Annotated in this window: 17 protein-coding genes and 1 tRNA gene; 12 read left to right on the plus strand and 6 right to left on the minus strand. The window is 63.2% G+C overall.

The genetic code is table 11. The features are described 5' to 3' along the window. Nucleotides 1–84 precede the first annotated feature (84 nt). Nucleotides 85–609 carry a thioesterase family protein gene (locus E4631_RS07835; protein ID WP_133659558.1) on the plus strand — a complete coding sequence of 175 codons (525 nt, stop codon included), beginning with the start codon at nt 85–87 and terminating at the stop codon, nt 607–609. A 96-nt stretch (nt 610–705) separates the two neighbouring features. After that, nucleotides 706–1,266, plus strand: coding sequence for a type 1 glutamine amidotransferase domain-containing protein (locus E4631_RS07840; RefSeq protein WP_133659559.1), 561 nt, complete (start codon nt 706–708; stop codon nt 1,264–1,266). 134 nt (nt 1,267–1,400) lie between these two features. Here E4631_RS07840 and E4631_RS07845 read toward each other — a convergent pair whose 3' ends face one another. The 3 genes from E4631_RS07845 to E4631_RS07855 form a co-directional block, all read right to left on the minus strand. Continuing rightward, on the minus strand, nt 1,401–1,892 hold the full coding sequence (locus tag E4631_RS07845) for a hypothetical protein (RefSeq protein WP_133659560.1): 492 nt from the start codon (nt 1,890–1,892) through the stop codon (nt 1,401–1,403). Between the two features lie 212 nt (nt 1,893–2,104). Then, nucleotides 2,105–2,806, minus strand: coding sequence for a M48 family metallopeptidase (locus E4631_RS07850; RefSeq protein WP_133659561.1), 702 nt, complete (start codon nt 2,804–2,806; stop codon nt 2,105–2,107). 56 nt (nt 2,807–2,862) lie between these two features. Then, complete coding sequence (locus E4631_RS07855) at nt 2,863–5,862, minus strand: DUF2723 domain-containing protein (RefSeq protein WP_133659562.1); 3,000 nt, start codon at nt 5,860–5,862, stop codon at nt 2,863–2,865. Nucleotides 5,863–6,093: 231 nt separating this feature from the next. On the opposite strand from E4631_RS07855, the gene E4631_RS07860 reads away from it, so the two are divergent. The 5 genes from E4631_RS07860 to E4631_RS07880 all read left to right on the plus strand — a co-directional run bounded on the left by E4631_RS07860 (nt 6,094) and on the right by E4631_RS07880 (nt 12,502). Further along, nucleotides 6,094–6,167: transfer RNA gene (locus E4631_RS07860), tRNA-Val, on the plus strand. A gap of 201 nt (nt 6,168–6,368) precedes the next feature. After that, on the plus strand, nt 6,369–7,688 hold the full coding sequence (locus E4631_RS07865) for a TolC family protein (RefSeq protein WP_133659563.1): 1,320 nt from the start codon (nt 6,369–6,371) through the stop codon (nt 7,686–7,688). A gap of 163 nt (nt 7,689–7,851) precedes the next feature. Further along, a complete protein-coding gene (locus tag E4631_RS07870; protein WP_166648239.1) occupies nt 7,852–8,787 on the plus strand; it encodes an efflux RND transporter periplasmic adaptor subunit in 936 nt (311 codons plus the stop codon). Next, entirely contained in the window at nt 8,784–11,993 is a 3,210-nt protein-coding gene (locus E4631_RS07875; protein WP_133659565.1) for an efflux RND transporter permease subunit, read from the plus strand. Before E4631_RS07870 ends, E4631_RS07875 begins: the two co-directional genes overlap by 4 nt. A 74-nt stretch (nt 11,994–12,067) precedes the next feature. Then, the gene (locus tag E4631_RS07880; RefSeq protein WP_133659566.1) at nt 12,068–12,502 is read left to right on the plus strand and encodes a PepSY-like domain-containing protein; all 435 of its coding nucleotides are present in this window, start codon (nt 12,068–12,070) and stop codon (nt 12,500–12,502) included. 196 nt (nt 12,503–12,698) lie between these two features. On the opposite strand, the gene E4631_RS07885 is transcribed toward E4631_RS07880, so the two are convergent. Further along, nucleotides 12,699–12,983, minus strand: coding sequence for a hypothetical protein (locus E4631_RS07885; RefSeq protein ID WP_133659567.1), 285 nt, complete (start codon nt 12,981–12,983; stop codon nt 12,699–12,701). A gap of 383 nt (nt 12,984–13,366) precedes the next feature. Here E4631_RS07885 and E4631_RS07890 point away from each other — a divergent pair, with 383 nt between their 5' ends. After that, nucleotides 13,367–13,792: a hypothetical protein gene (locus tag E4631_RS07890; RefSeq protein ID WP_133659568.1), complete on the plus strand. Its 426-nt coding sequence runs from the start codon at nt 13,367–13,369 to the stop codon at nt 13,790–13,792. Here E4631_RS07890 and E4631_RS07895 read toward each other — a convergent pair. Both E4631_RS07895 and lptB read right to left on the minus strand, forming a co-directional pair. After that, on the minus strand, nt 13,781–15,307 hold the full coding sequence (locus tag E4631_RS07895; protein ID WP_240734757.1) for a GH3 auxin-responsive promoter family protein: 1,527 nt from the start codon (nt 15,305–15,307) through the stop codon (nt 13,781–13,783). The genes E4631_RS07890 and E4631_RS07895 overlap by 12 nt on opposite strands. A gap of 175 nt (nt 15,308–15,482) precedes the next feature. Beyond that, nucleotides 15,483–16,220, minus strand: coding sequence for an LPS export ABC transporter ATP-binding protein (gene lptB / locus E4631_RS07900; RefSeq protein WP_133659569.1), 738 nt, complete (start codon nt 16,218–16,220; stop codon nt 15,483–15,485). Nucleotides 16,221–16,424: 204 nt separating this feature from the next. Here lptB and E4631_RS07905 point away from each other — a divergent pair, with 204 nt between their 5' ends. The 4 genes from E4631_RS07905 to E4631_RS07920 all read left to right on the plus strand — a co-directional run bounded on the left by E4631_RS07905 (nt 16,425) and on the right by E4631_RS07920 (nt 20,208). Then, nucleotides 16,425–16,931 carry a phosphoheptose isomerase gene (locus tag E4631_RS07905; RefSeq protein WP_133659570.1) on the plus strand — a complete coding sequence of 169 codons (507 nt, stop codon included), beginning with the start codon at nt 16,425–16,427 and terminating at the stop codon, nt 16,929–16,931. Nucleotides 16,932–17,121: 190 nt separating this feature from the next. Further along, entirely contained in the window at nt 17,122–19,320 is a 2,199-nt protein-coding gene (locus E4631_RS07910; protein ID WP_133659571.1) for a thioredoxin family protein, read from the plus strand. A gap of 2 nt (nt 19,321–19,322) precedes the next feature. Next, nucleotides 19,323–19,697 (plus strand): DoxX family membrane protein, encoded by a 375-nt coding sequence (locus tag E4631_RS07915; protein ID WP_240734759.1) that lies wholly within the window; start codon nt 19,323–19,325, stop codon nt 19,695–19,697. Nucleotides 19,698–19,824: 127 nt separating this feature from the next. Then, on the plus strand, nt 19,825–20,208 hold the full coding sequence (locus tag E4631_RS07920; RefSeq protein ID WP_133659572.1) for a carboxypeptidase regulatory-like domain-containing protein: 384 nt from the start codon (nt 19,825–19,827) through the stop codon (nt 20,206–20,208). Nucleotides 20,209–20,359: the final 151 nt, after the last annotated feature.

The raw sequence follows: 20,359 nt of genomic DNA on the forward strand, positions 1-20,359 counted from the left end.
GTCCCACCCCGCGCCGCCTGAGTCAGCCCTCCCTATCCCCTCCCGGACAAGCTGAAGCTTATCCTACACTTTTACCTTTGTGCCATGCCTACCCCCCTGCGCACCCCCGAAACCCCGCACCGCATTCACTTCCAGGACTGCGACATGCTGGGCCACCTCAACAACGCCCGCTACCTCGACTACTTCCTCAATGCCCGCGAGGACCAGGTGGCCGAGCACTACGCCCTCAACATGGGCGAACTGGCCCGCGAGCAGCGCGCGGCCTGGGTCATCACCAAGCACCAGCTCAGCTACCTCAAGCCGGCGCGGCAGGGCGTGCTGGTGCTTATTCGTACCCAAATCATTCATTTCGACAACTCTAACCTGGTGGTGGAGATGCAGATGCGCTCGCACGATGGGCAGCGGCTGCTGGCGCTGCTGTGGGCCGAGATGGCCTTTGTGCAGCTGCCCGCCGGCACCCGCACCGACCACGCCGACGCCCTCATGGACCTGCTCGACGAACTCGACGAGCCCAGCGTGGACTACGAGCCCGATGGCTTCGACCAGCGCGTGAAAACCGTGCGCCAGGAGCTGAAAAAGGCCCGCCGCACCGCCGGCGCGGCCGACTAGGTAAGCGCTGCCGTAGCAACCCCGGCCTAGCTTGGGTCGTAGAAAAGGTACATCCGGCGGCCCTTCCGCCGCCCCTTCCCTTTTCCACAATTTCCCATGTCCCTTTTCAGCAGCGATAAACTCAAAGGCAAGCGCATTGCCATTCTGGCCACCGACGGTTTCGAGCAGGTAGAGCTCACCGAGCCCCAGAAATTTCTTAAAAACGAAGGCGCCACGGTCGACGTGGTTTCCCTCAAATCGGGTTCCATCAAAGGCTGGGACCAAACTGATTGGGGCGATAAAACCGACGTTGACAAAACCCTGTCGGAAGTAAGCGTAGCCGACTACGATGCCCTGGTATTGCCCGGCGGGCAGATTAACCCCGACAAGCTGCGCATCGAGCCCACAGCCGTGAATTTCGTGCGCGATTTTGCGAACTCGGGCAAGCTGGTGGCCGCCATCTGCCACGGCTCCTGGACGCTCATCGAGGCCGATGTGGTGCGTGGCAAGCACATGACCAGTTGGCCCAGCGTGAAAACCGACCTGCGCAACGCCGGTGCCGAGTGGCAGGATTCGGAAGTAGTGGTCGATGGCAACTTCGTCACCAGCCGCAAGCCGGAAGACCTAGACGCCTTCAACAAGAAAATTGAAGAGAAGCTGCTCGGCACCGCCAAGTAGATTCGCATTTTTGTCATTGCGAGCGCAACGAAGTGAAGCGCGGCAATCTTTCCTAATCGTCGGGGTAGCAACCCTAACAGCAAGGAAAGATTGCCGCGCTTCACTTCGTTGCGCTCGCAATGACAAGCGGCCTATTACCTTAAAAACCACCACATAGTGGTATCAAACACCAGCAAAAACGCGCCCTGCAGCTGCACCGAGCGGCCGAAGCCATAGAGGCGCTCGGGGCGGTTGGTATCGGGGGCGGCGGCGCGGGCCAGCAGCCACAGCGCCACGAGCAGGTAGCCCACGTCGAGGCCGGCGTTAAGTAGAAAAATCTGGCCCGTGAGGTGCATATCGGCCAGCGCATCGGCGGGCGAAAAGCCGGGCATCGGTCGGCCGGGGTGCGTGCGCAAGATGCCCACCGCCGCCAGCACGGCATTGATAAACCCCCAGGCGCAGTTCATGAGGTGAAAATGGTGCAGCCACTCGCGGCGGTCGGTGCGCGGCAGCTCGTAGCCGCTGACCACCAGGTTAAGCAGCGCCCAGACCCCAAGCACGCCCAGGCCCCGGCCCAGGGCCAGCTCGTGGTGCTGGTAGGTGGCCAGCCAGGCCGGCGCGGCCGGCAGCGTCGAAAGAACTAGCATGGCTACAAAGTAACAGCCCTACCCCTTTGTTATAGGGCTGTGGCAGCGGTTTTCAAGCCGGGATACCTGCACCGGTCCGACGGCGAAGCCGTCCGACCGGTTGACGCGGGAGCGAAAGCTGCACGACTGGCCATGAGGCGCACCCATCAACCGGTCGGACGGCTCCGCCGTCGGACCGGTGCACGTACTCTAAGTTGACCATTGAGTTAGCTTTACCCGCCCAGCTGACCCTTTTTCAGCGCTAAATGAGGTTCTTGCCAGTCTGGCATGGCCTGGCCCAGCAAGTGCCAGAAGCGGGCGTTGTGCAGGCGCTCGTGCAGGTGCGTGAGCTCGTGCACCACCACGTATTCGAGGCAGGATACCGGCCACTGGCTCAGCTCCAGGTTGAGCCAGATGCGGCGGGCCCGGATGCTGCACGTGCCCCAGCGCGTCTTCATCTGCTTGATGCCCCAGTCGGCCACCTGCGCGCCCACTACCGGCTCCCATTTGGCCAGCAGCTCGGCCACGTGGGCTTGCAGGTGGGTGCGGCGCCAGCGGGCCAGCACCTGGGCCCGCTGCGCGGGGGTAGCGCCGGCGGGCACGTGCAGGTGCAGCTCGTCGGCCAGAAGCTGCACCTGGGCGCGGGCGCCGGCCTGCTCGTGCACAAGTAGGCGTAGCGGCTGGCCTTGGTAGTAGTGCGTTTCGCCCGACTCGTAGCGCAACACCGGCGCGGCCGGCCGGGCCCGAAAAGCCGCCTGGTGCTTCCGAATCCAGGCCTGCTTGCTCAATACCACTTCCCGAATGGCGGCCTCCGTGGTGCGCATCGGGGCCGTGACGCGCAGTTGGCCCAGCGGCGCCCGCACCGTGAGCCGCAGCTGGCGCACCGGCTTGCGCACCACCTCCACGGTCAGGTCGTCAATAAGCAGCTGGGGCATAAGCAAAAGGCCGGAAGTGGGGGCCGCGCCGGGGGGGTAGGCGGGCCCCCGCAAAGCTAGCGCCGCTCGCGCAGGTAGGGCTCCAGCACGGCCATGGCCCGCCCGGCGCGCACGGTATCGCCGGTTTGGGCGGCGGCCCGGTACACGTTCTGAATCTGAATCAGGTCGAGGCGCTGGTAGAAGCTGAACAGGCCGGCGTCGGGCCGGGTGGTGAGGTAGGAAAGCGACTGCGTGGCATTCTGGAAAGTGGTGTCCAGCAGCTCGTTGGCGCGGGCGCGCTGGCCGCCGGCCACCAGCGCGGGCGCCAGCAGCGGCGAATACGTGTCGTAGGGCACCGTGTCCATCGGCATCACTTGCAGGCAAAAAGTGGCGACTTCGCTGGCCTTGGCCGGGTTGCCGGCGGCCAGGTAGGAGTTGGCCAGGCGCACGAACTTATCGCGGTAGTAAGCCGGGTAGCGCAGGCTGTTTTCGTCGTAATAAATCTTTTTGTTCTGGAGGCCGCGGTAGGCGAAGGTGTGCAGCAGCTTCTGGTAGTTGAGCTCGGGCTCGACGTAACCCTCGTCGCCGTTGCGCGCGTAGCCGGGGTCGCGCAGCGGCAGCAGCCGGTAGGCCAGCCCTTCGAGCTGGAAATACGGCTCCAACCCCAGGTAGTCGGCCGGCGACACCGTGGAACTGAAGTAGATGGGCCGTCGCCAGTTATTGGTGCTGATAATGTCCAGAATGGCCAAATGCTTCTTCTCCATAGCGCCCTTGCCCATGCTCCAGTGCAGCTCGCTCACCAGCTGGTTCTGCCGGTCTTTCGGGATGATACCCAGCCGCTTGACGGTGGCCGTGTCCACTTTCAGGAAAAACTTGGGGGTAGGGAAAGTAGAAGTCGAAAACGTGCCGTCGGTGTATTTCAGCAGCGGGCTGTCTTGGCCCACGAGGCCGATAAACTGCTTCACGTCGAGGCTATCCACCGAGGGATTAGGCATGAAGGGCAGCATGTCGTTGGTGCCCAACGCGTAGGAGGTATCGCCCATCGAGATGGGCACCGGCGGCGACTGGTACGCCGCGCGCTTCATCTGCTGGATGTACCAGTCGGTGTTCAAATACGGCAGCACCGCCACGCGCACGTCGGTACGAATGCCTTCCACCTCCTGCGCGTACCAGAGCGGAAACGTGTCGTTGTCGCCGTTGGTGAACAGAATGGCGTTTTGGGCGCAGCTATTGAGCAGGTTCTTAGCCGCATCTACCGAGGCGTAGCGGCCCGAGCGGTCGTGGTCGTCCCAGCCCTGGGCAATGAGAATAGCCGGCGAGGCCAGCCCCAGCAGCACCGCCACGGCCGTGCGCAACTGGCTGTTTTGCAAAAAGCTACGCAGCCCCTGCGCCAGCCCCAGCACGCCCAGCCCAATCCAGATGGCAAACGCAAACGTGGCCCCCGTGAAGGTGTAGTCGCGCTCGCGCGGCTCCACGGGCGGCTGGTTGAGGTACACCACAATAGCCAGGCCCGTGAACACGAACAGCAGCCCCACCACCAGCGCATCGTGCTGGCGCCGGTACGCCTGAAAAAACAGCCCAATCAGCCCCAGAATCAGTGGAATAGCGAAGAAATTATTGTGCGCGAAGCTCTGGCCAAAGCGGGGGGGTAGGGTGCTTTTGGCCGGGCTAAACGGCGTGACCACGCCCGCCTGCTGAATATCGGATTCGCGCCCCACGTAGTTCCAGCCGAAGTAGCGCCAGAACATGTGCCCCACCTGGTAGTGCAGCAAGAAGCTGATATTCTGGCCCATCGTGGGCTTTTGGCCCGCCTGCAGGTCGGGCAGCCAGTTCTGGTACTCCTGCAAGTGGCCGGGCAGCGTGCTGTAGATGCGCGGCAGCAGCATCTTGTCGGCCTCGGCGTAGCCGGGCTCCTGGGCGCGGGGTAGGGCCTCCATGTAGCGGCCGGCTTCGCGCCGGTAGCGCGGGGCGCCTTCCTCGTAGTGGTCGGGCTGGGCATTGAGCTGCGGGCCAAACAGCAGCGGCCGCGAGCCGTACTGTTCGCGCTTGAGGTAGCTCACGAAGCTCAGCACATCCGACGGATTATTCTCGTTGATAGTGGGGTGAAACGAGGCCCGAATCGGCACAATCAAATAGCTCGTGTAGCCAATCAGGATGAAGGTGAAGCACAGCATGGCCGTGTTCAGCAGCTGGCTGCGGCGGCGGTACGAGAGCCGGAAGCCCGCGTAAATCAAGCTCAAAAACACCCCCAGAAAAATCACTACCCCCGCATTAAACGGCAAGCCCAATGCATTGATAAAGAACACCTCGAAGCCGCCCGCCAGCGTGGGTAGGCCCGGAATAATACCCACCAGCACCGACCCCACGAGTACCATGCTGACTACCAGCGTGCCCGCGCCGCCCAGCGCCGTGGGTCGCGCCGCCCAGCGGTAGTAGTACACCAGCGCCAGGGCCGGCAGGGCCAGCAAATTCAGCAAGTGCACCCCGATGCTGAGGCCGATGACGTAGGCAATGAGGATGAGCCACTTATCGGAGTCGGCCTGGTCGGCGCGGGCCTCCCATTTCAGCATCAGCCACACCACGGCCGCCGTGCACAGGCTCGACATGGCGTACACTTCACCCTCCACGGCATTAAACCAAAATGAGTCGGAGAACGCGAAGCTGAGTGCGCCCACCGCGCCCGCGCCCAGCAGCAGCCAGGTTTGGCCGGCGGTAGGCTCGGCGGGTTCGGCCGTTTCAGAGGGGGTAGGCGCGCCGGCCAGCAGCTTGCGCCCGAGCCGGGTAATTATCCAGAACAGAAACAGCACCGTGAAGGCGCTGCTCAGCCCCGAGAGCGCATTGATGAGCACCGGCACCGCCGGCGCGTGCCCGAAGCTGAGCAGCGACACCAGCCGCCCCAGCAGCAAAAACGTGGGCGCGCCCGGCGGGTGCGGCACCAGCAGCTTGTAGGAGCAGGCAATGAATTCGCCGCAATCCCAGAACGAGGCGGTGGGCTCCAGGGTAAGCAGGTAGGTAGCCAGGGCCACGCCGAACACGGCCCACCCTACCCAGGTGTTGAGCTTGTTAAACGAACGCATAAAGCGGGGATGTAGGTGGGAGGGAGGAAGTTGGGAGACACTACACGCGGCCGGCCGGCACATCCTAACGACAGCCGCGCCCCGCTCAGGGTTGCGCGGCCTTCGGCTGCCAGCGAGGGGGTAGGGAGTCCCCACCAGGCTGCCCCGCCGATTCTGTGGCGCGGCCATGCCCACCAATCGGCCGGCCGGCGTACTTTTGCGCCCGGCGCGCCCGCTTCGGCGCGCCACGCCGGGGAATTAGCTCAGCTGGTTAGAGCGCTACCTTGACATGGTAGAGGTCATCGGTTCGATTCCGATATTGCCCACTAGAACGCCCTTCAGGATGCTCCTGAAGGGCGTTTTTGGTTTAAGCTCCGAAGTATCAGCTAGGGCGAATTCAGGGTGGATGCGCAGAGGATAGTGCCGCAGTAGCTTAACCAGACGAGCCCCGCTTCAGAAAGTCCCCCAAATTGGCGCCTAGCTTGCCGCTTTATTAAGCGCTAGCTACTCTGTTGATATTCGTGTTTATGCACACGCTACTAGTACTTTATCTGCTGGGCGCGGGCCTGTGGCGCACGGCGCTGGCCCAGCCGGCGGCGCCTACCCCCCCGGCGCGCGACCTGGCCTTTTACCTGACCCAGGCCCGCGACAACAGCCCCCTAACCCACGATATTCGCAACCAGGGCCAGGCCGTGCAGCTCGAAACCGAGCGGCTGCGCGCCTTTTATACCAAAGCCGCCGGCACGCTGGTGGGCAACTACACGGCCGTGCCGGTGCTTAACCGCGACAACGGCCGCACCCGCCTCAGCTACGGAGCCGATGCCTCGACCACCAACTACGTGGGCTACGACGTGGCCCTGAGCAACGGCTCGCTCTACCAGGGCTATGCCCAGCTCACGCAGCCGCTCTTCAACCAGAAGCGCTTCGAGGCCTATGCCCAGCAGGCCCAAGGCCTGGGCCTGAGCCAGCAAAACCTGGCCCGGCTCTCGCTGCACGACCTGGAGAAGCTGGTAGGCGACCAGTACATTCTCTGCCGGCAGGACCTTGACCAGCTGGCCTACGTGCGCGAGCTGCTCGATATTCTGGGCCGGCAGCGGCTGCTGGTGCAGAAGCTCGTGGAAGCCAGCCTGCTCAAGCAGTCGGACTACCTGCTGCTCAATATTGAGGTTGAAACCCAACAGGTTTTTCTCAATACCTACCGCACGGCCTACCACCGCGACCTGCTGGATTTGAACGTATTGTGCGGCATTGGCGATACGGCGGAGGTGCCCCTGGCGGCCCCCGACCTGGCGCTGCGCCGCCAGGGGCCACCGGTGGGCCTCTCGGGTTTTACGCAGCGCTACCGCCTCGATAGCTTGGTGCTGACGGCCAACCAGCGGGTGTTTGAGACGCGCTACCAGCCGCTGGTGAATGCCTTTGCCAACGGCGGCCTGGAAGCTATTTCGCTGGCCGATATTCCGCAGCGCTTTGGGGTGAGCGCGGGGCTGAGCTTCAGCGTGTATCTCTTCGACGGCCACCAGCGCCAAACCAGCCGCAACCGTACCCACGTGCTGCTCGAAACTACCCGCGCCTACCAGCGCAACTTTGCCACCGTCAACCCCGTGCGCCAGCAGCGCCTACTCTACGAGCTGCGCCAGCTGACCGAGCGCCAGCGCCTGGCCCGCGAGCAGATTGCCAGCTACCGCCAGGTGCTCGACTCGTACAAGCGCGAAACCATTGCCGGGCAGCTATCGGTGGTGTTCTACGTGCAGGTGCTCAAGAACTACGCCGTGGCCGCCCGCGACCTGGTGCTACTGGAAAACAACCGCCTGCTACTTATTAATGCCTACAATTACTGGACGTGGTAGGCTTACTCAACCCCGTTGAGTCATAATACAGTTCGTCATGCTGAGCTTGTCGAAGCATCTCTACCGCATCGTTCGGGTTACTAATCTAACGGCGTGGTAGAGATGCTTCGACAAGCTCAGCATGACGAACGGATTGGATGCTTTTGTCAGCTTGTCTTTACTTATGCGCTCTCGACTTTTCTTTCGCCTACTGTGCTGCTTGCCAGCCTTGCTCCTCACAGCCTGCCGCGGCGGCGCGCCCGCCGATGAGGAAGACGTGGCCGGCCCGCCGGCCCGCGCCCAGGTGCAGGCCGTGACTGTCAGCACCCAAAACCTGACTCAGTACCGCACCTTTCCGGCCACCTCGACCTACCCCCGCAAGAGCACCGTAACGGCCCCGGTGGCCGGCTACGTCACGGGCGTGAAGGTGCGCCTCGGCGACCGCGTCACGGCCGGGCAGGTGCTCTTCACGCTCGAAACCAAGGAGCGCCGGGCGCTGGGCAGCTCCATTCAGCGCATCGACCCCAGCCTCAAGGGCTTCGGGCTGGTGTCGGTGGCGGCGCCCTCGCCCGGCATCATCAGCGTGCTCAACGTGCAGCAGTCGGGCGATTACCTGCTGGAAGGCACGGCGCTGTGCACGGTGGCCGAGAGCAGCCGGCTGGTGTTTCAGCTCAATTTGCCCTACGAGTACCACGCCCTGGCCCAAGGCAACCCCACCTGCACCATCGTGCTGCCCGACAGCACCCGCCTCACGGGCACGGTGCAGGCCCCGCTGGCCAGCGTGAGCCCCGGCCAGTCGGAGGTGTACCTGGTGCGGCCCAACAACCCGCCGGGCGTCATTCCGGAGAATTTGATTGTGCAGGTGCGCCTCACCCAGGCCCGGCGGCCCCAGGCCCAGACGCTCCCTACCCCCTGCGTGCTGGCCGATGAGACGCTGCATCATTTTTGGGTGATGAAGCTGGTCAATGACTCGACGGCCGTGAAGGTGCCCGTGACGCTGGGCGTGCAGCAGCCCGGCGAAACGGAAATCAAAAGCCCCATTTTCAGCCCCAACGACCGCATCCTGAGCGCGGGCAACTACGGCCTGGCCGACACCGCCCGCGTGAAGCTGACCCGATGAGCGAGCCCACGACCCTACCCCCCTCCGCGCCGCCCAGGGCCGCCGCGCCTACCCCCCGCGACCCGGCCGACGCCACGTATTTCCAGACCTACCGCAAGCCGATTCTGCTCATCGGGCTGCTGCTGCTGGCGGTGGGGCTGTTTGCGTATTCGCGGATGCAAACGGCTTTGTTTCCGGAAGTTACGTTTCCCAAAATCACGCTCATCGCCGATGCCGGGCAGCAGCCCATCGACCGCATGATGATAACCGTGACCAAGCCCCTGGAGGCCGCCGTGAAGCGCGTGAAGGGCGTGACGGTGGTGAAGAGCAGCACCAGCCGGGGCTCGTGCGTGGTGCAGGTATTCCTGAACTGGAACGTGGACGTGTACAGCACCAAGGCCCAGCTCGAAAGCCGCGTGAACGAGATAAAGGGGCTGCTGCCGGCGGGCGTCACCATCGCCACCGAGGCCATGAACCAGTCGCTGTTTCCGGTGCTGGGCTACTCGCTGGAGAGCAATTCGCGCTCGCCCATTGCCCTGCGCGACGCGGCCAATCTGCTGGCCCGGCCGCTGTTTTCGCAGGTGCCGGGCGCTTCCAACGTGATAGTGCGCGGCGGCAAGGCCAAGGAGTTTGTGGTCATTCCGGACCCGGCCCGGCTGGCGGGGCAGCGCGTCACGTCGGCCCAGCTGCAGGCGGCGTTTGCCAACACCAACTTTGTGCAGTCGGCGGGCAACCTGGCCAGCTTCCGGCGCCTCTACCTCACGCTGGCCGACACCCGCCTGGGCTCGGCCGATGACCTGCGCCGCGTGGTTATCCGCGCCGATTCGGGCCGCGTGGTGCGGGTGCAGGACGTGGCCACGGTGGACATTCAGGAGCAGCAGGAGTTCGTGCTCATCAACGCCAACGGCCACGCCGCGGTGCTCATCGACCTGGTGAAGCAGCAGGGGGTAGACCTCACCACCTTCGCCCACGACGCCCACGCCAAGGCCGCCGAGCTGCGCCGCCTCCTACCCCCCGGCATGACCCTGAAGCCCTACTACGACCAGTCGGTATTCGTGGGCGATAGTATTGACAGCGTGATACATAGCATCGTGGAAGGGCTGGCGCTGGCCATTCTGGTGATGATAGTGTTTCTGCGCTCGTGGCGGGCCAGCCTGGCGGTGCTGCTGACCATTCCGGTCACGGTCTGCTTCACGCTGCTGGTGCTTTATTTGTTTGGTATTACGTTGGATATCATGTCGTTGGGCGCCATTGCGGCCTCGGTGGGGTTGATTATCGACGACGCCATCGTCATCATTGAGCAGATATACCGGCAGCACGAGGAAAACCCCGAGCATAGCAATACCAAGGTGGTGCGGCTGGCCATCGCGGGGCTGTTTCCGGCCATGGTAGCGTCGTCGCTGAGCACCATCGTCATCCACTTTCCCTTCCGGCTGATGAGCGGGCTGGCGGGTAGCTTCTTCAAAGAACTATCTGATACGATGCAGATTACGATGGTTTGCTCGTTTCTGGTGACGTGGCTGCTGCTGCCGGTGCTGCACCTGGTTATCGGCTACCGGCCGGGCAAAAACGCCCACTCGCACAACGTGGCTCAGGAGCAGGCCGACAAGCTCAGCTGGCTCACCAACCTGTTTGCCCGGCCGCTGCTGGCGCTGGTGCTGCTGCTGGGGCTGGGGGTAGGCGCCTACCTGGCCTCGGGCCGCCTCGAAACGGGCTTCCTACCCGACCTCGACGAGGGTACCATTGTGCTCGACTACCACGGCCCGCCCGGTACCTCGCAGGCCGAGATGGACCGCATTCTGCGCCAGATTGAGCGCGAGATTATCACCAAAAACCCTGAGGTGCAGAGCTACTCGCGGCGCACCGGCATCGGCCTGGCCTTCGACACGCGCCCGCCCGAGTACGGCGACTACCTCATCCAGCTGCGGCGCGACCACAAGCTCTCCACCCCCGAGGTTATCAACCAGTTGCGCCAGCGCATCGAGGCCACCCAACCGGCCTTGACGGTGGACTTTGGCCAGCGCATCGCCGACCTGCTGGGCGACTTGATGAGCAGCTCGAAGCCCATCGAAATCAAGATTTTTGGCGACAACCAGGCCACCCTCGAAAAGCTCTCGCAGCAAACCGGCAAGGTGCTGGAGAAAGTGCCCGGCGTGGCCGACATTAACGACGGCCTGGTGCCTTCGGGTCCGAGCATCGTGTTTCGGCCCGACTTTGCCAAGCTGGCGCTCTACGGCCTCACGCCGCTCGATTTTCAGGCCCAGCTCAGCAACCTGGTGGGCGGGCAGCTGTTGGGCAACGGCACCACGCAGGCCAGTATTTCGCCGGCGCAGGCGGGCTCGCTGGGCGGCATTCAGGTGGGGCAAATTCAGGACGGCGAGCAGATGCGCCAGGTACGGCTGCGCTTCGTCGATTTCAGCCAGAACACCCTGGCCCAGCTCGAAAAGCAGGTCATTTTTCTGCCCAATGGCACGCCCCGGCCGCTCACGTTCTTCGCCACCATCGACGTGGAGCCCGGCGATGTGGAGCTGCGCCGCGAGGACCTCAAGTCGGTGGCCGTGCTCACGGCCCGCCTCGATGGGCGCGACCTGGGCTCGGCGGTGCAGGCCATTCGGCAGCAGGTGGGCCGGCAGGTGGCCCTACCCCCCGGCTACACCGTGCAGTACGGCGGCGCGTATGCCGAGCAGCAGTCGTCGTTCCGCGAGCTGGAGCTTATTCTGCTCACGGCCAGCTTGTTGGTGTTCGCGGTGCTGCTGTTTTTGTTCCGCGAGTGGCTGGTGTCGCTGCTGGTCATTTTTATCTCGGTGATGGGCATTACGGGCTGCGTGCTAGGGCTATTTTTCGCCGGTATTCCGCTGAACGTGAGCAGCTACACCGGCATTATCATGATTGTGGGCATCATCGCGGAGAACGCCATTTTCACGGTGCACCAGTTCTATGAGTCGCTGCGCGAGACGGGCGATGTGGACACGGCCATTCGCTACGCCATTGCGCTGCGCATCCGGCCCAAGCTGATGACGGCCATCGGGGCCATTCTGGCCTTGTCGCCGCTGGCGCTGGGCATCGGGCTGGGCGCCCAGATGCAGCAGCCGCTGGCCGTGGCCGTGATTGGCGGCTTCGTGGTGGCGTTGCCCATGCTGCTGTTTGTGCTGCCCACCGGCATGCGCCTGATTTACCACCACGTGCGCCCGCCGGAGGCCGTGGCGGCTACGCCGGCGCCGGCGTAGCCACGGCCACAGAAAGACCACAGGATGAGCAGGTAGCTTCGGCTATAACTTCCTCCCTACCCCCCTTTTTTGGTATGAAACACGTGCTCATTCTGGCGGCCTTTGCGCTGGCAGCCCCCGCCCACTCCTTCGCTCAAACGCTGAAGCCCGCCCAGGTGCCGGCCGCCGCCAAGGCCACATTCAAAGCCAAATTTCCGGCTGTGAAGACTAATACCTGGGAACGAGAAGGCGACAAATTCGAAGCCGGCTTCAAGCTGAACGGCAAAATGATGTCGGCCGTGTTTACGCCCGCCGGTGAGCTGCTGGAAACGGAAACCGATATGCTGCCGGGCCAGCTACCCGCCCCAGTGCGCGCCACACTGGCCCGCGACTACCAGGCCTATAAAGTGCGCGAAGCCGCCACCATCGTCGCGGCCACTGGCACCACCACTTACGAGGCCGAAGTGAGCAAAGGCGGCAAGACGCAGGACGTACTATTCAACGCCGATGGCACTTTAGTCAAGAAGTAATCAGTTGACTTACTGCGGTTGTCAGGTCCGGGTACCTGCTCCGGTCCGACGGCGGAGCCGTCCGACCGGTTGACGGGAGCGCCGCCTGGCCAGTCATTCAGCCGTCGTTCCCGCGACAATCGGTCCGATGGCGGAGCCATCGGACCGGAGCATAGGTACTGACAGGGAACCAGGGCGGTTGGGCAACAGCGCTTGGCTAACGTGCCCCTACTTTCAGCGCGTAGCCCGACGTGCTGTCTACCTTAAACACGTGGGAATATATCACCGAGGCGCCGGCTTTGTTTTTGACTTGGTAGACGTGGTTTATCAAAACGGTATCAGCCTTGGAGCCAATAGCGTGCGGCTCGCCGAAGGAGATAGCCACGTAGCTATCAGGGTTTTCCGTGGTTTTTTGCACGTAAGCAGAAATGGCACTCTGGGCCTTGTGGTTGTGCGAGGCGCAGCCGCCAGCGAGCAGCAACAGTAGCATAAGCTTTCTCATGCCCCAATATTAGGGCTGCCAACCCCACTTTGGGGCAGGCGGCGGCACGCGGCCTTGCGGCGGCAGGGCGTTGTCTCAACCGCAACGACTGCGCTGCCGGTAGGGGTAGGGGTATAGTCTGGGCGGAGTAAAAATGTAAGCAAGCTTGGAATGACGGGCTTTTTCAAAACTTCTTCCGTGAGGCGTAATAAGTTGTTATCCTGGCAGATACTGGTAGCTGCCTCACAGGGTGAGCTTTCGCCTCACAAACTGGCCAGCTTCGGGAGGAGCGCGCTTTGGCTAGCCCCGATAGCGCCGAGCGGGTCAAGCCGGGAAAGTGAAACGGCGGCGCACTTTTTGTAGGCAGTGTTAGCCAGCTACTTATCGTCATATATCTAAGTAAATTGAATACTTCTATCCAATATTTTCGAAACCCGGCCGCTGAGATAACTTATTACCCCGCCGGCTACTTGCGGACCGACTGGCGCTCGATGGCCGCCGAGCCGGCCGAGCTGCGGGCCATTTACGAGCATGTGCTACAGGCCATGCAGCGCTACCAGGTAACGGCGCTGCTCTTTGTGCACCAGCAGCCGGAAGCTATTCCGTCATCGGTGCGAGAATGGCTGGTAGCCAATTGGATACCCCGCGCCATTCAGCAGGGCAAGTACCAGCGGTGCGCCATTGTAGAAAGCAGCAGTGCCGAGGCGATTCAGGTTACCCAAGCCATTGGGCGGCAAATAGATGGCACGTTGGCCTATGCCTTCTTTGCCGATGTGGAGGCGGCCACTACCTGGCTGCTGCATTCCGCCAAGGCAGCCTTAGTGGCTTAGCGCCAGCACTTCTTCCAGCACCTGGCGCGAGTTGGCCAGGCGGGGCACTTTGCGCTGGCCGCCCAGGCGGCCGCGGTGGCGCAGCCAGGTTTCGAAGGTGCCGGGCGGCACAAAATGCACGCGGGGTGGGGCCAGCGCCAGGTCGCGGTGGCGCTTGGCGTCGTAGTCCGAGTTGAGGGCGCGCAATGCCTGGTCGAGACAGTTGGCGAAGGCCGCCGCGTCGGGGGGGGGTAGGGCGCCGGCCAGCTCCACGGCCCACTCGTGGCCGCCGCGCGACGTGCCGTGCCCCGCCGCAAAATAGACCGGCGCGGCCGTGAAATCGCGCACCGCGCAGCCCGTGGCCGCCGCCGCCGCCGCGATGGCCGCCTCGGCATTTTCTACTACTACTTCTTCGCCAAAGGCATTGAGAAAGTGCTTGGTACGGCCCGTGATGCGCACCCGGTAGGGCCGCAGCGAAGTAAAGCGCACGGTATCGCCCACCAAGTAGCGCCACAGCCCCGCGCTGCTGCTGATAACCAGCGCGTAGCTAGGCCCGATGGTCACGGCCTCCAGCGGCACCGGGCGCGGGTCGGGCTGGTCGAACTGCTCGGCGGGCAAAAACTCGTAGTAGATGCCGTGCTCCAGCAGCAGCAGCAGGTCGGGCGCACCGGGCTCGTCCTGCAAGGCAAAGTAGCCCTCCGAGGCGTTATAGATTTCCAGGTAGCGCAGCTGCTCGCCGGGCATCAGTTGCTGAAACAGCTCGCGGTAGGGGCCGAAGGCCACCGCGCCGTGCAAAAACAAGCCAAGCCGGGGCCATACCTGGCGCAGGTCGTCGGCGCCGGCCAGGGCCAGCACGCGGCGCAGCAGCACGAGCATCCAGGTGGGCACGCCGGCCAGCACCCGCACATCCTGGCGCAGCACGTGGCGGGCAATGCGCTCGATTTTCTCTTCCCACTCATCGAGTAGCGCGAGGGGTAGGGGCGGGGTGCGCAAGGTTTGGGCCCAGTCGGGCAGGCTGTTCATCACCAGGGCCGACACGTCGCCGGCCTGCGCTACCCCCCCAAACGGGCTGGGGCTGAGGCTGCCGCCCAGGCTCAGCGTTTTGCCGGCCAGCAGGCGGTGGGCGGGGTAGAGGTGGGTGGCCAGGGCCAGCATGTCGCGCCCGGCGCGGTAGTGGTTGTCGTGCAGGGCCTCGGGGGTGAGGGGCAGGTACTTGCTGCGGGCGTTGGTGGTGCCGCTGCTGCGGGCCTGCCAGCGCGGGGCGGGGCCGGGCCACAGCACGTCGGGCTGGCCGCGCAGCACCTTTTCTATCTCCGGGAAAAGCTGCTCGTAGGTGCTCACCGGCACGCGCTCGGCAAAGGCCTGGGCGCTCAGGCCGGGCGCGTAGCCGTAGCGCCGGCCCCACTCGGTGCGCTGCGCTCGGCCCAGCAGGTAGCGCAGCACGGCCGCCTGCGCCGCCAGCGGCTCGTGCCGCACCCGCGCCAGCCGGGGCAGGCTGCCCAGTTGAACGGCACGGGCGATGAGCTGGTCGAGCACTTTTTTTAGTTATGAGTTATGAAAATCGTTTGTAATTGAGAGCGCAACGAAGTAGAGCGCGGCAATCTTTCCTTCACAACTGGGGTAGCAATTCAATGAAGCGAACGACTAGGAAAGATTGCCGCGCTTCACTTCGTTGCGCTCGCAATGACAGACGATTGCTGTTGCTCATGATTTACTCAAATGTCTTGCGCTTGAACTCGAAGTTGCGGCCCAGGTACACGCGGCGCACGGTTTCGTCGGCGGCCAGCTCCTCGGCGGTGCCGGCTTTGAGTAGCTTGCCTTCGAAGAGCAGGTAGGCGCGGTCCACGATGCTGAGGGTAGAGTTCACGTCGTGGTCGGTGATGAGGATGCCGATGTTGCGGTTTTTGAGCTTGGCCACGATGCCCTGGATTTCCTCCGTCGCGATGGGGTCGACGCCCGCGAAGGGCTCGTCGAGCAGCACGAATTTGGGGCTCACGGCCAGGGCGCGGGCAATTTCGGTGCGGCGCCGCTCGCCGCCGCTCAGCACCTTGCCCAGGTTTTTGCGCACGTGGCCCAGGCTGAACTCGTCGAGCAGCTCCTCTACTTTGTCGCGCTGGGCCTGCTTAGGCATGTCCGTCATTTCGAGCACGGCCAAGATGTTTTCCTCCACGCTCAGGTCGCGGAACACGCTGGCTTCCTGGGCCAGGTAGCCCATGCCGCGCCGCGCCCGCTGGTAGATGGGCAGCCGGGTGATGTCCTCGTCATCCAGAAAAATAGTGCCCGAGTTGGCCTTCACCATGCCCACCATCATGTAGAAGCAGGTGGTTTTGCCGGCGCCGTTGGGGCCCAGCAGCCCCACTATTTCGCCCTGCGCCACGCTGAGCGACATGTCGTTGACGACGGTGCGGGCTTTGTATTGCTTAACGAGGTGCTCGGCGCGGAGAATCATAGGCGGGGGCAAAGGTAAATCGTTCGGCCCCAGCAGCCCGGCGCCCGGCCGCTAACGCCGGACCCTGGGCAAAAAATTGCGTTTGCCGGGCAAAGCCATCCGGCCGGCTGGTGAGGTGGTAGTTACTGCCCGCCCGGCGGGCTAGCTTTGCCCTATGAACAGTGCGCGCGGCGCGCCCATTTTTTCGCCCTACCCCCCTCTACTATGGCAACCCCCGACACTCAGAAAGAACAGCTTTTTCAAGACATCGCCCAGCGCCTGCACGAGCAGGGATTTCGCGTGGAGCGGCAGGACCCCAGCCGGCCCTGGGGCGGCTTCTTCGTGCTCGATGAGAGCCAGGCCCAGCAGTTTGCCGACGTGTATTTTAATGGCCTCGATGTGGCCAAGCTGCGCATTTCGGGCCAGCTGAGCCCCAAGATATTGCTGGTGGCGCCGCACCAGCGCCTGAGCTGGCAGTACCACTTCCGGCGCGCCGAAATCTGGCAGGTGGTGGAGGGCCCGGTGGGCGTGGCCATCAGCGACACCGACGAGCAGACGGAGGTAAAATCGTACCAGCCCGGCGAGCGCATTATTCTGAAGCAAGGCGAGCGCCACCGCCTGGTGGGCCTGGCCGGCTGGGGCGTAATTGCCGAAATCTGGCAGCACACCGACGCCAGCCAGCCCTCGGACGAAGACGATATTGTGCGCGTGCAGGACGATTTCGGCCGCTAGGCTGGGCGAAGATTGTAAAACGGAGTGGTACTCCGTTTCCGGTAGAACAAAAATGTTCGCGCGGAAACGGAGTGCCACTCCGTTTTACAAGTGTAAGGTAAACCGCCCGCCGCCGACTACTGTTAGGGAGGCTATTGTGCCCGACCTTTGCGGCTTATACTTTCCTGGCAGCCTGCGGGCTGCTGTTTTTATGGTAGAATTTAGTTTGCGCCGCCTCGCCGCCCTTCGGCTGAGTTGGCTACTGGTTATCCTGCTGAGCCTGAGCACTGTGGCTTCGGCCCAGATTGAGCGGCCCGTAACCTGGAAATTTGCTGCTTCGCCGGCCGATAAAGCGGGCGAGGCCACGCTCACCTTCTCGGCCAGTATTGCGGGCAACTGGCACATCTACTCGCAGTTTATTGAGGAAGGCGGGCCCGAGCCCACGAGCTTCAAGTTTACGCCCTCGCCCGACTATGAGCTGGTGGGCAAGGTGACGGAAAGCCCCGAGCCGGTGAAGGCCTTCGAAAAAGCCTTCAATATGAACATCGCCTACTTCCCCAAGCGGGCGGTGTTTAGCCAGAAAATCCGCCTCAAAGCCCCGCAAACCACCGTGAAGGGTACGCTTACCTTCATGGTCTGCAACGACGAGAAGTGCCTGCCGCCCGACGACCTGGACTTTAGCATTGCCGCAAAAGGTGCGGCACCAGCTGCCCAGGCCGCGCCTACCCCTGCCACGCCAGCTAAGGCCGTGCCGGTGGTGGCCGTTGCTCCCGCTCCTGCTACTTCCGCGCCTGTTGCGGCGGCGCCTACCCCGGCCGACACGGCCGTTTTCCGGCCTGATGCGGGCCCCGCGCCGATGCTGGCCCCGGCCGCCGCAACCGATTCGGTTGTCGCTACTAATGCGCCCGCGGTGCCGGTGGCTACGGCCGCGGCGGTGGCCGCGCCGGCCGCTACGCAGTCGCTGTGGGCCATTTTCCTGGCCGGCTTTGTGGGCGGACTGGCGGCGTTGCTCATGCCGTGCATCTTTCCGCTGTTGCCATTCACGGTTAGCTACTTCACTAAGGGTGAATACTCGAAGGCCGGATCGGTGGGCCGGGCGGCATTTTATGGCTTGAGCATCATTGTGATATACGTAGCGCTGGGCTTGCTCGTAACCGTTATCTTTGGGGCTGACGCGCTTAATAATCTGGCTACTAACGGGGTATTTAACCTTGTGTTTTTTGCCCTGCTGGTGGTATTTGCGGCCTCCTTTCTGGGCGCGTTTGAGTTGACTTTGCCCAACTCCTGGATTGCCAAAACCGATACCCAGGCCGACAAGGGCGGGCTGCTGGGCATCTTTTTTATGGCGGCCACGCTGTCGCTGGTGTCGTTTTCGTGCACCGGGCCCATTATTGGTACGCTGCTGGTGCAGGCGGCTAGCACCGGGCATTTGCTGTCGCCGGCGCTGGGCATGTTTGGCTTCTCGCTGGCGCTGGCGCTGCCATTCACGGTGTTCGCGGCGTTTCCGGCGCTGCTCAAGTCGCTGCCTAAGTCGGGCGGCTGGCTGAACTCGGTGAAGGTGGTGCTGGGCTTTCTGGAGCTGGCGCTGGCGCTGAAATTCTTGTCGAATGTGGACCTGGCCTACCACTGGCAGTGGTTTGACCGCGAGGTATTTCTGGCGCTCTGGATTATTATTTTCGCGCTGCTGGGCTTTTACCTGCTAGGTAAGATTCAGTTTTCGCACGATAGTCCATTGCCCTACGTCTCGCTACCGCGGCTGTTTATGGCTATCATCGTGCTGGCCTTTACTACCTACTTGGTGCCCGGTCTGTGGGGCGCGCCGCTGCAAGCCGTGGCGGGTTTCCTACCCCCCCAGCACACCCAGGACTTCGACCTCTACACGCCCACCTTGGGCGGTGGCGGCGGGGGTAGCGCGGCCGCCGCGCCCCACGCGCAGCACAAGTACGGCGACCTCTTCCACGCGCCGCTGGGCCTCGATGCGTACTTCGACTACGACGAGGCCCGTGCCTACGCCCAAAAAGTCAATAAGCCGATTCTCATCGACTTCACCGGCAATGCCTGCGTGAACTGCCGCAAGATGGAAGCCACCGTGTGGCCCGACCCGCGCGTGCTGCAGCGCCTGCGCAACGACTTCGTGCTGGTGCAGCTTTACGTGGACGACAAAAGCGAGCTGGCCGAAGCCGAGCAAACCGTATCAAAATTCAGCGGCAAGAAGCTGAAAACCATCGGCAACAAGTGGAGCGACTTCCAGGCCACCCGCTACAACGCCAATTCGCAGCCCTTCTACGTGCAGCTTGACCCCACCACGGAAAAGGTGCTCGCTACCCCCCAGGGCGCGAATTACGACCCCGACAACTTCGTGCGCTTCCTCGATAGCGGCCTGGCGGCAATGCGCGCCGGCCGCCGCTAGCCGTGCCTACCCCCGCCGCGCCGGCCGGCCCGCGCTGGCTGCGCCACGGGTTGGCGCTGCTGTTTGTGGGCGCGGGCGCGCTGCATTTCATTCACCCCGAAACCTACCTGCGCATCATGCCGCCCGCCCTGCCCGCGCCCCGGCTGCTGGTGCTGCTGAGCGGCGCGGCCGAGGTGGCCGGTGGGCTGGGCCTGCTGCTGCCCGCCACCCGGCGCTGGGCCGCCTGGGGCCTGCTGGCGCTGCTGCTGGCCGTGTTTCCGGCCAATGTGTACATGGTAGGGCTAGCTGATGCGCTGCACATTCCGGCCTGGGTGCTGTGGGCGCGCTTACCCCTCCAGCCGTTGCTGATGTGGGCCGTGTGGCGGGCGGCGCGGTAGATAGTGCCTTTGCCTTCAACGAACACTCCGCGCACCTCAGTGGCAATTCCTTTAAGGATGCCCTTGTGCAATTTCAAGCGCTTTAGCATCAATAGGGCAAGTCTCATCCTTAACCTCTGCTGGTGCCATGAAAAAGACTATTCTTGCGCTGCTCTTGCCACTTAGGCTGTTAGCTGTTGACTACCCCGTCGTTGCTCAGTATACTAAGCCCGTCTCCCCAGTTAGTACCGCCACCCGCACGCTTACCGGGCGCGTTACCGATGCGCAGGGGCACGGGCTGGCGGGCGTTACAGTGCTGATGAAAGGTACTACTACAGGTACCCATACTAACGCAGCTGGGTACTACAGACTGGCTGGCGTGCCGTTGCAGGGTGCTTTGCTGCAATTTAGTTTGGCAGGTTTTAGTATGCAGGATAGGGCCGCCCTAGTGGCGGCTTCGCTGAACGTGGTGCTACAGGCGCACAGTCGCAATGAGCAAAAGGTAAAAGGTGATATATTAATTTTTGACTAAGATGTGGCTACCTCTCTGCGTAAAGCAGCGCGGGTGCTTAACGGCCGAGCAACTAGGAGCAAATGAGCAAGCAGCAGGTACACGGCAGCGAGTGAAGTAGGAGGGTGGGAGATAGAGTAGCTAATCTAAGTAGCCTCGGCAAACTGCGCAA

The sequence above is a fragment of the Hymenobacter sp. UV11 genome (assembly GCF_004684095.1).
In the GTDB taxonomy this organism is placed as follows: Bacteria; Bacteroidota; Bacteroidia; order Cytophagales; family Hymenobacteraceae; genus Hymenobacter.

Coding starts and splice junctions, on each gene's coding strand:
- E4631_RS07875 (WP_133659565.1), top strand. CDS start 8,784: ATGAGCGAGCCCACGACCCTACCCCCCTCCGCGCCGCCCAGGGCCGCC.
- E4631_RS07885 (WP_133659567.1), bottom strand. CDS start 12,983: ATGAGAAAGCTTATGCTACTGTTGCTGCTCGCTGGCGGCTGCGCCTCG.
- E4631_RS07840 (WP_133659559.1), top strand. CDS start 706: ATGTCCCTTTTCAGCAGCGATAAACTCAAAGGCAAGCGCATTGCCATT.
- E4631_RS07845 (WP_133659560.1), bottom strand. CDS start 1,892: ATGCTAGTTCTTTCGACGCTGCCGGCCGCGCCGGCCTGGCTGGCCACC.
- E4631_RS07910 (WP_133659571.1), top strand. CDS start 17,122: ATGGTAGAATTTAGTTTGCGCCGCCTCGCCGCCCTTCGGCTGAGTTGG.
- E4631_RS07865 (WP_133659563.1), top strand. CDS start 6,369: ATGCACACGCTACTAGTACTTTATCTGCTGGGCGCGGGCCTGTGGCGC.
- lptB (WP_133659569.1), bottom strand. CDS start 16,220: ATGATTCTCCGCGCCGAGCACCTCGTTAAGCAATACAAAGCCCGCACC.
- E4631_RS07870 (WP_166648239.1), top strand. CDS start 7,852: ATGCGCTCTCGACTTTTCTTTCGCCTACTGTGCTGCTTGCCAGCCTTG.
- E4631_RS07850 (WP_133659561.1), bottom strand. CDS start 2,806: ATGCCCCAGCTGCTTATTGACGACCTGACCGTGGAGGTGGTGCGCAAG.
- E4631_RS07880 (WP_133659566.1), top strand. CDS start 12,068: ATGAAACACGTGCTCATTCTGGCGGCCTTTGCGCTGGCAGCCCCCGCC.
- E4631_RS07920 (WP_133659572.1), top strand. CDS start 19,825: ATGAAAAAGACTATTCTTGCGCTGCTCTTGCCACTTAGGCTGTTAGCT.
- E4631_RS07855 (WP_133659562.1), bottom strand. CDS start 5,862: ATGCGTTCGTTTAACAAGCTCAACACCTGGGTAGGGTGGGCCGTGTTC.
- E4631_RS07835 (WP_133659558.1), top strand. CDS start 85: ATGCCTACCCCCCTGCGCACCCCCGAAACCCCGCACCGCATTCACTTC.
- E4631_RS07905 (WP_133659570.1), top strand. CDS start 16,425: ATGGCAACCCCCGACACTCAGAAAGAACAGCTTTTTCAAGACATCGCC.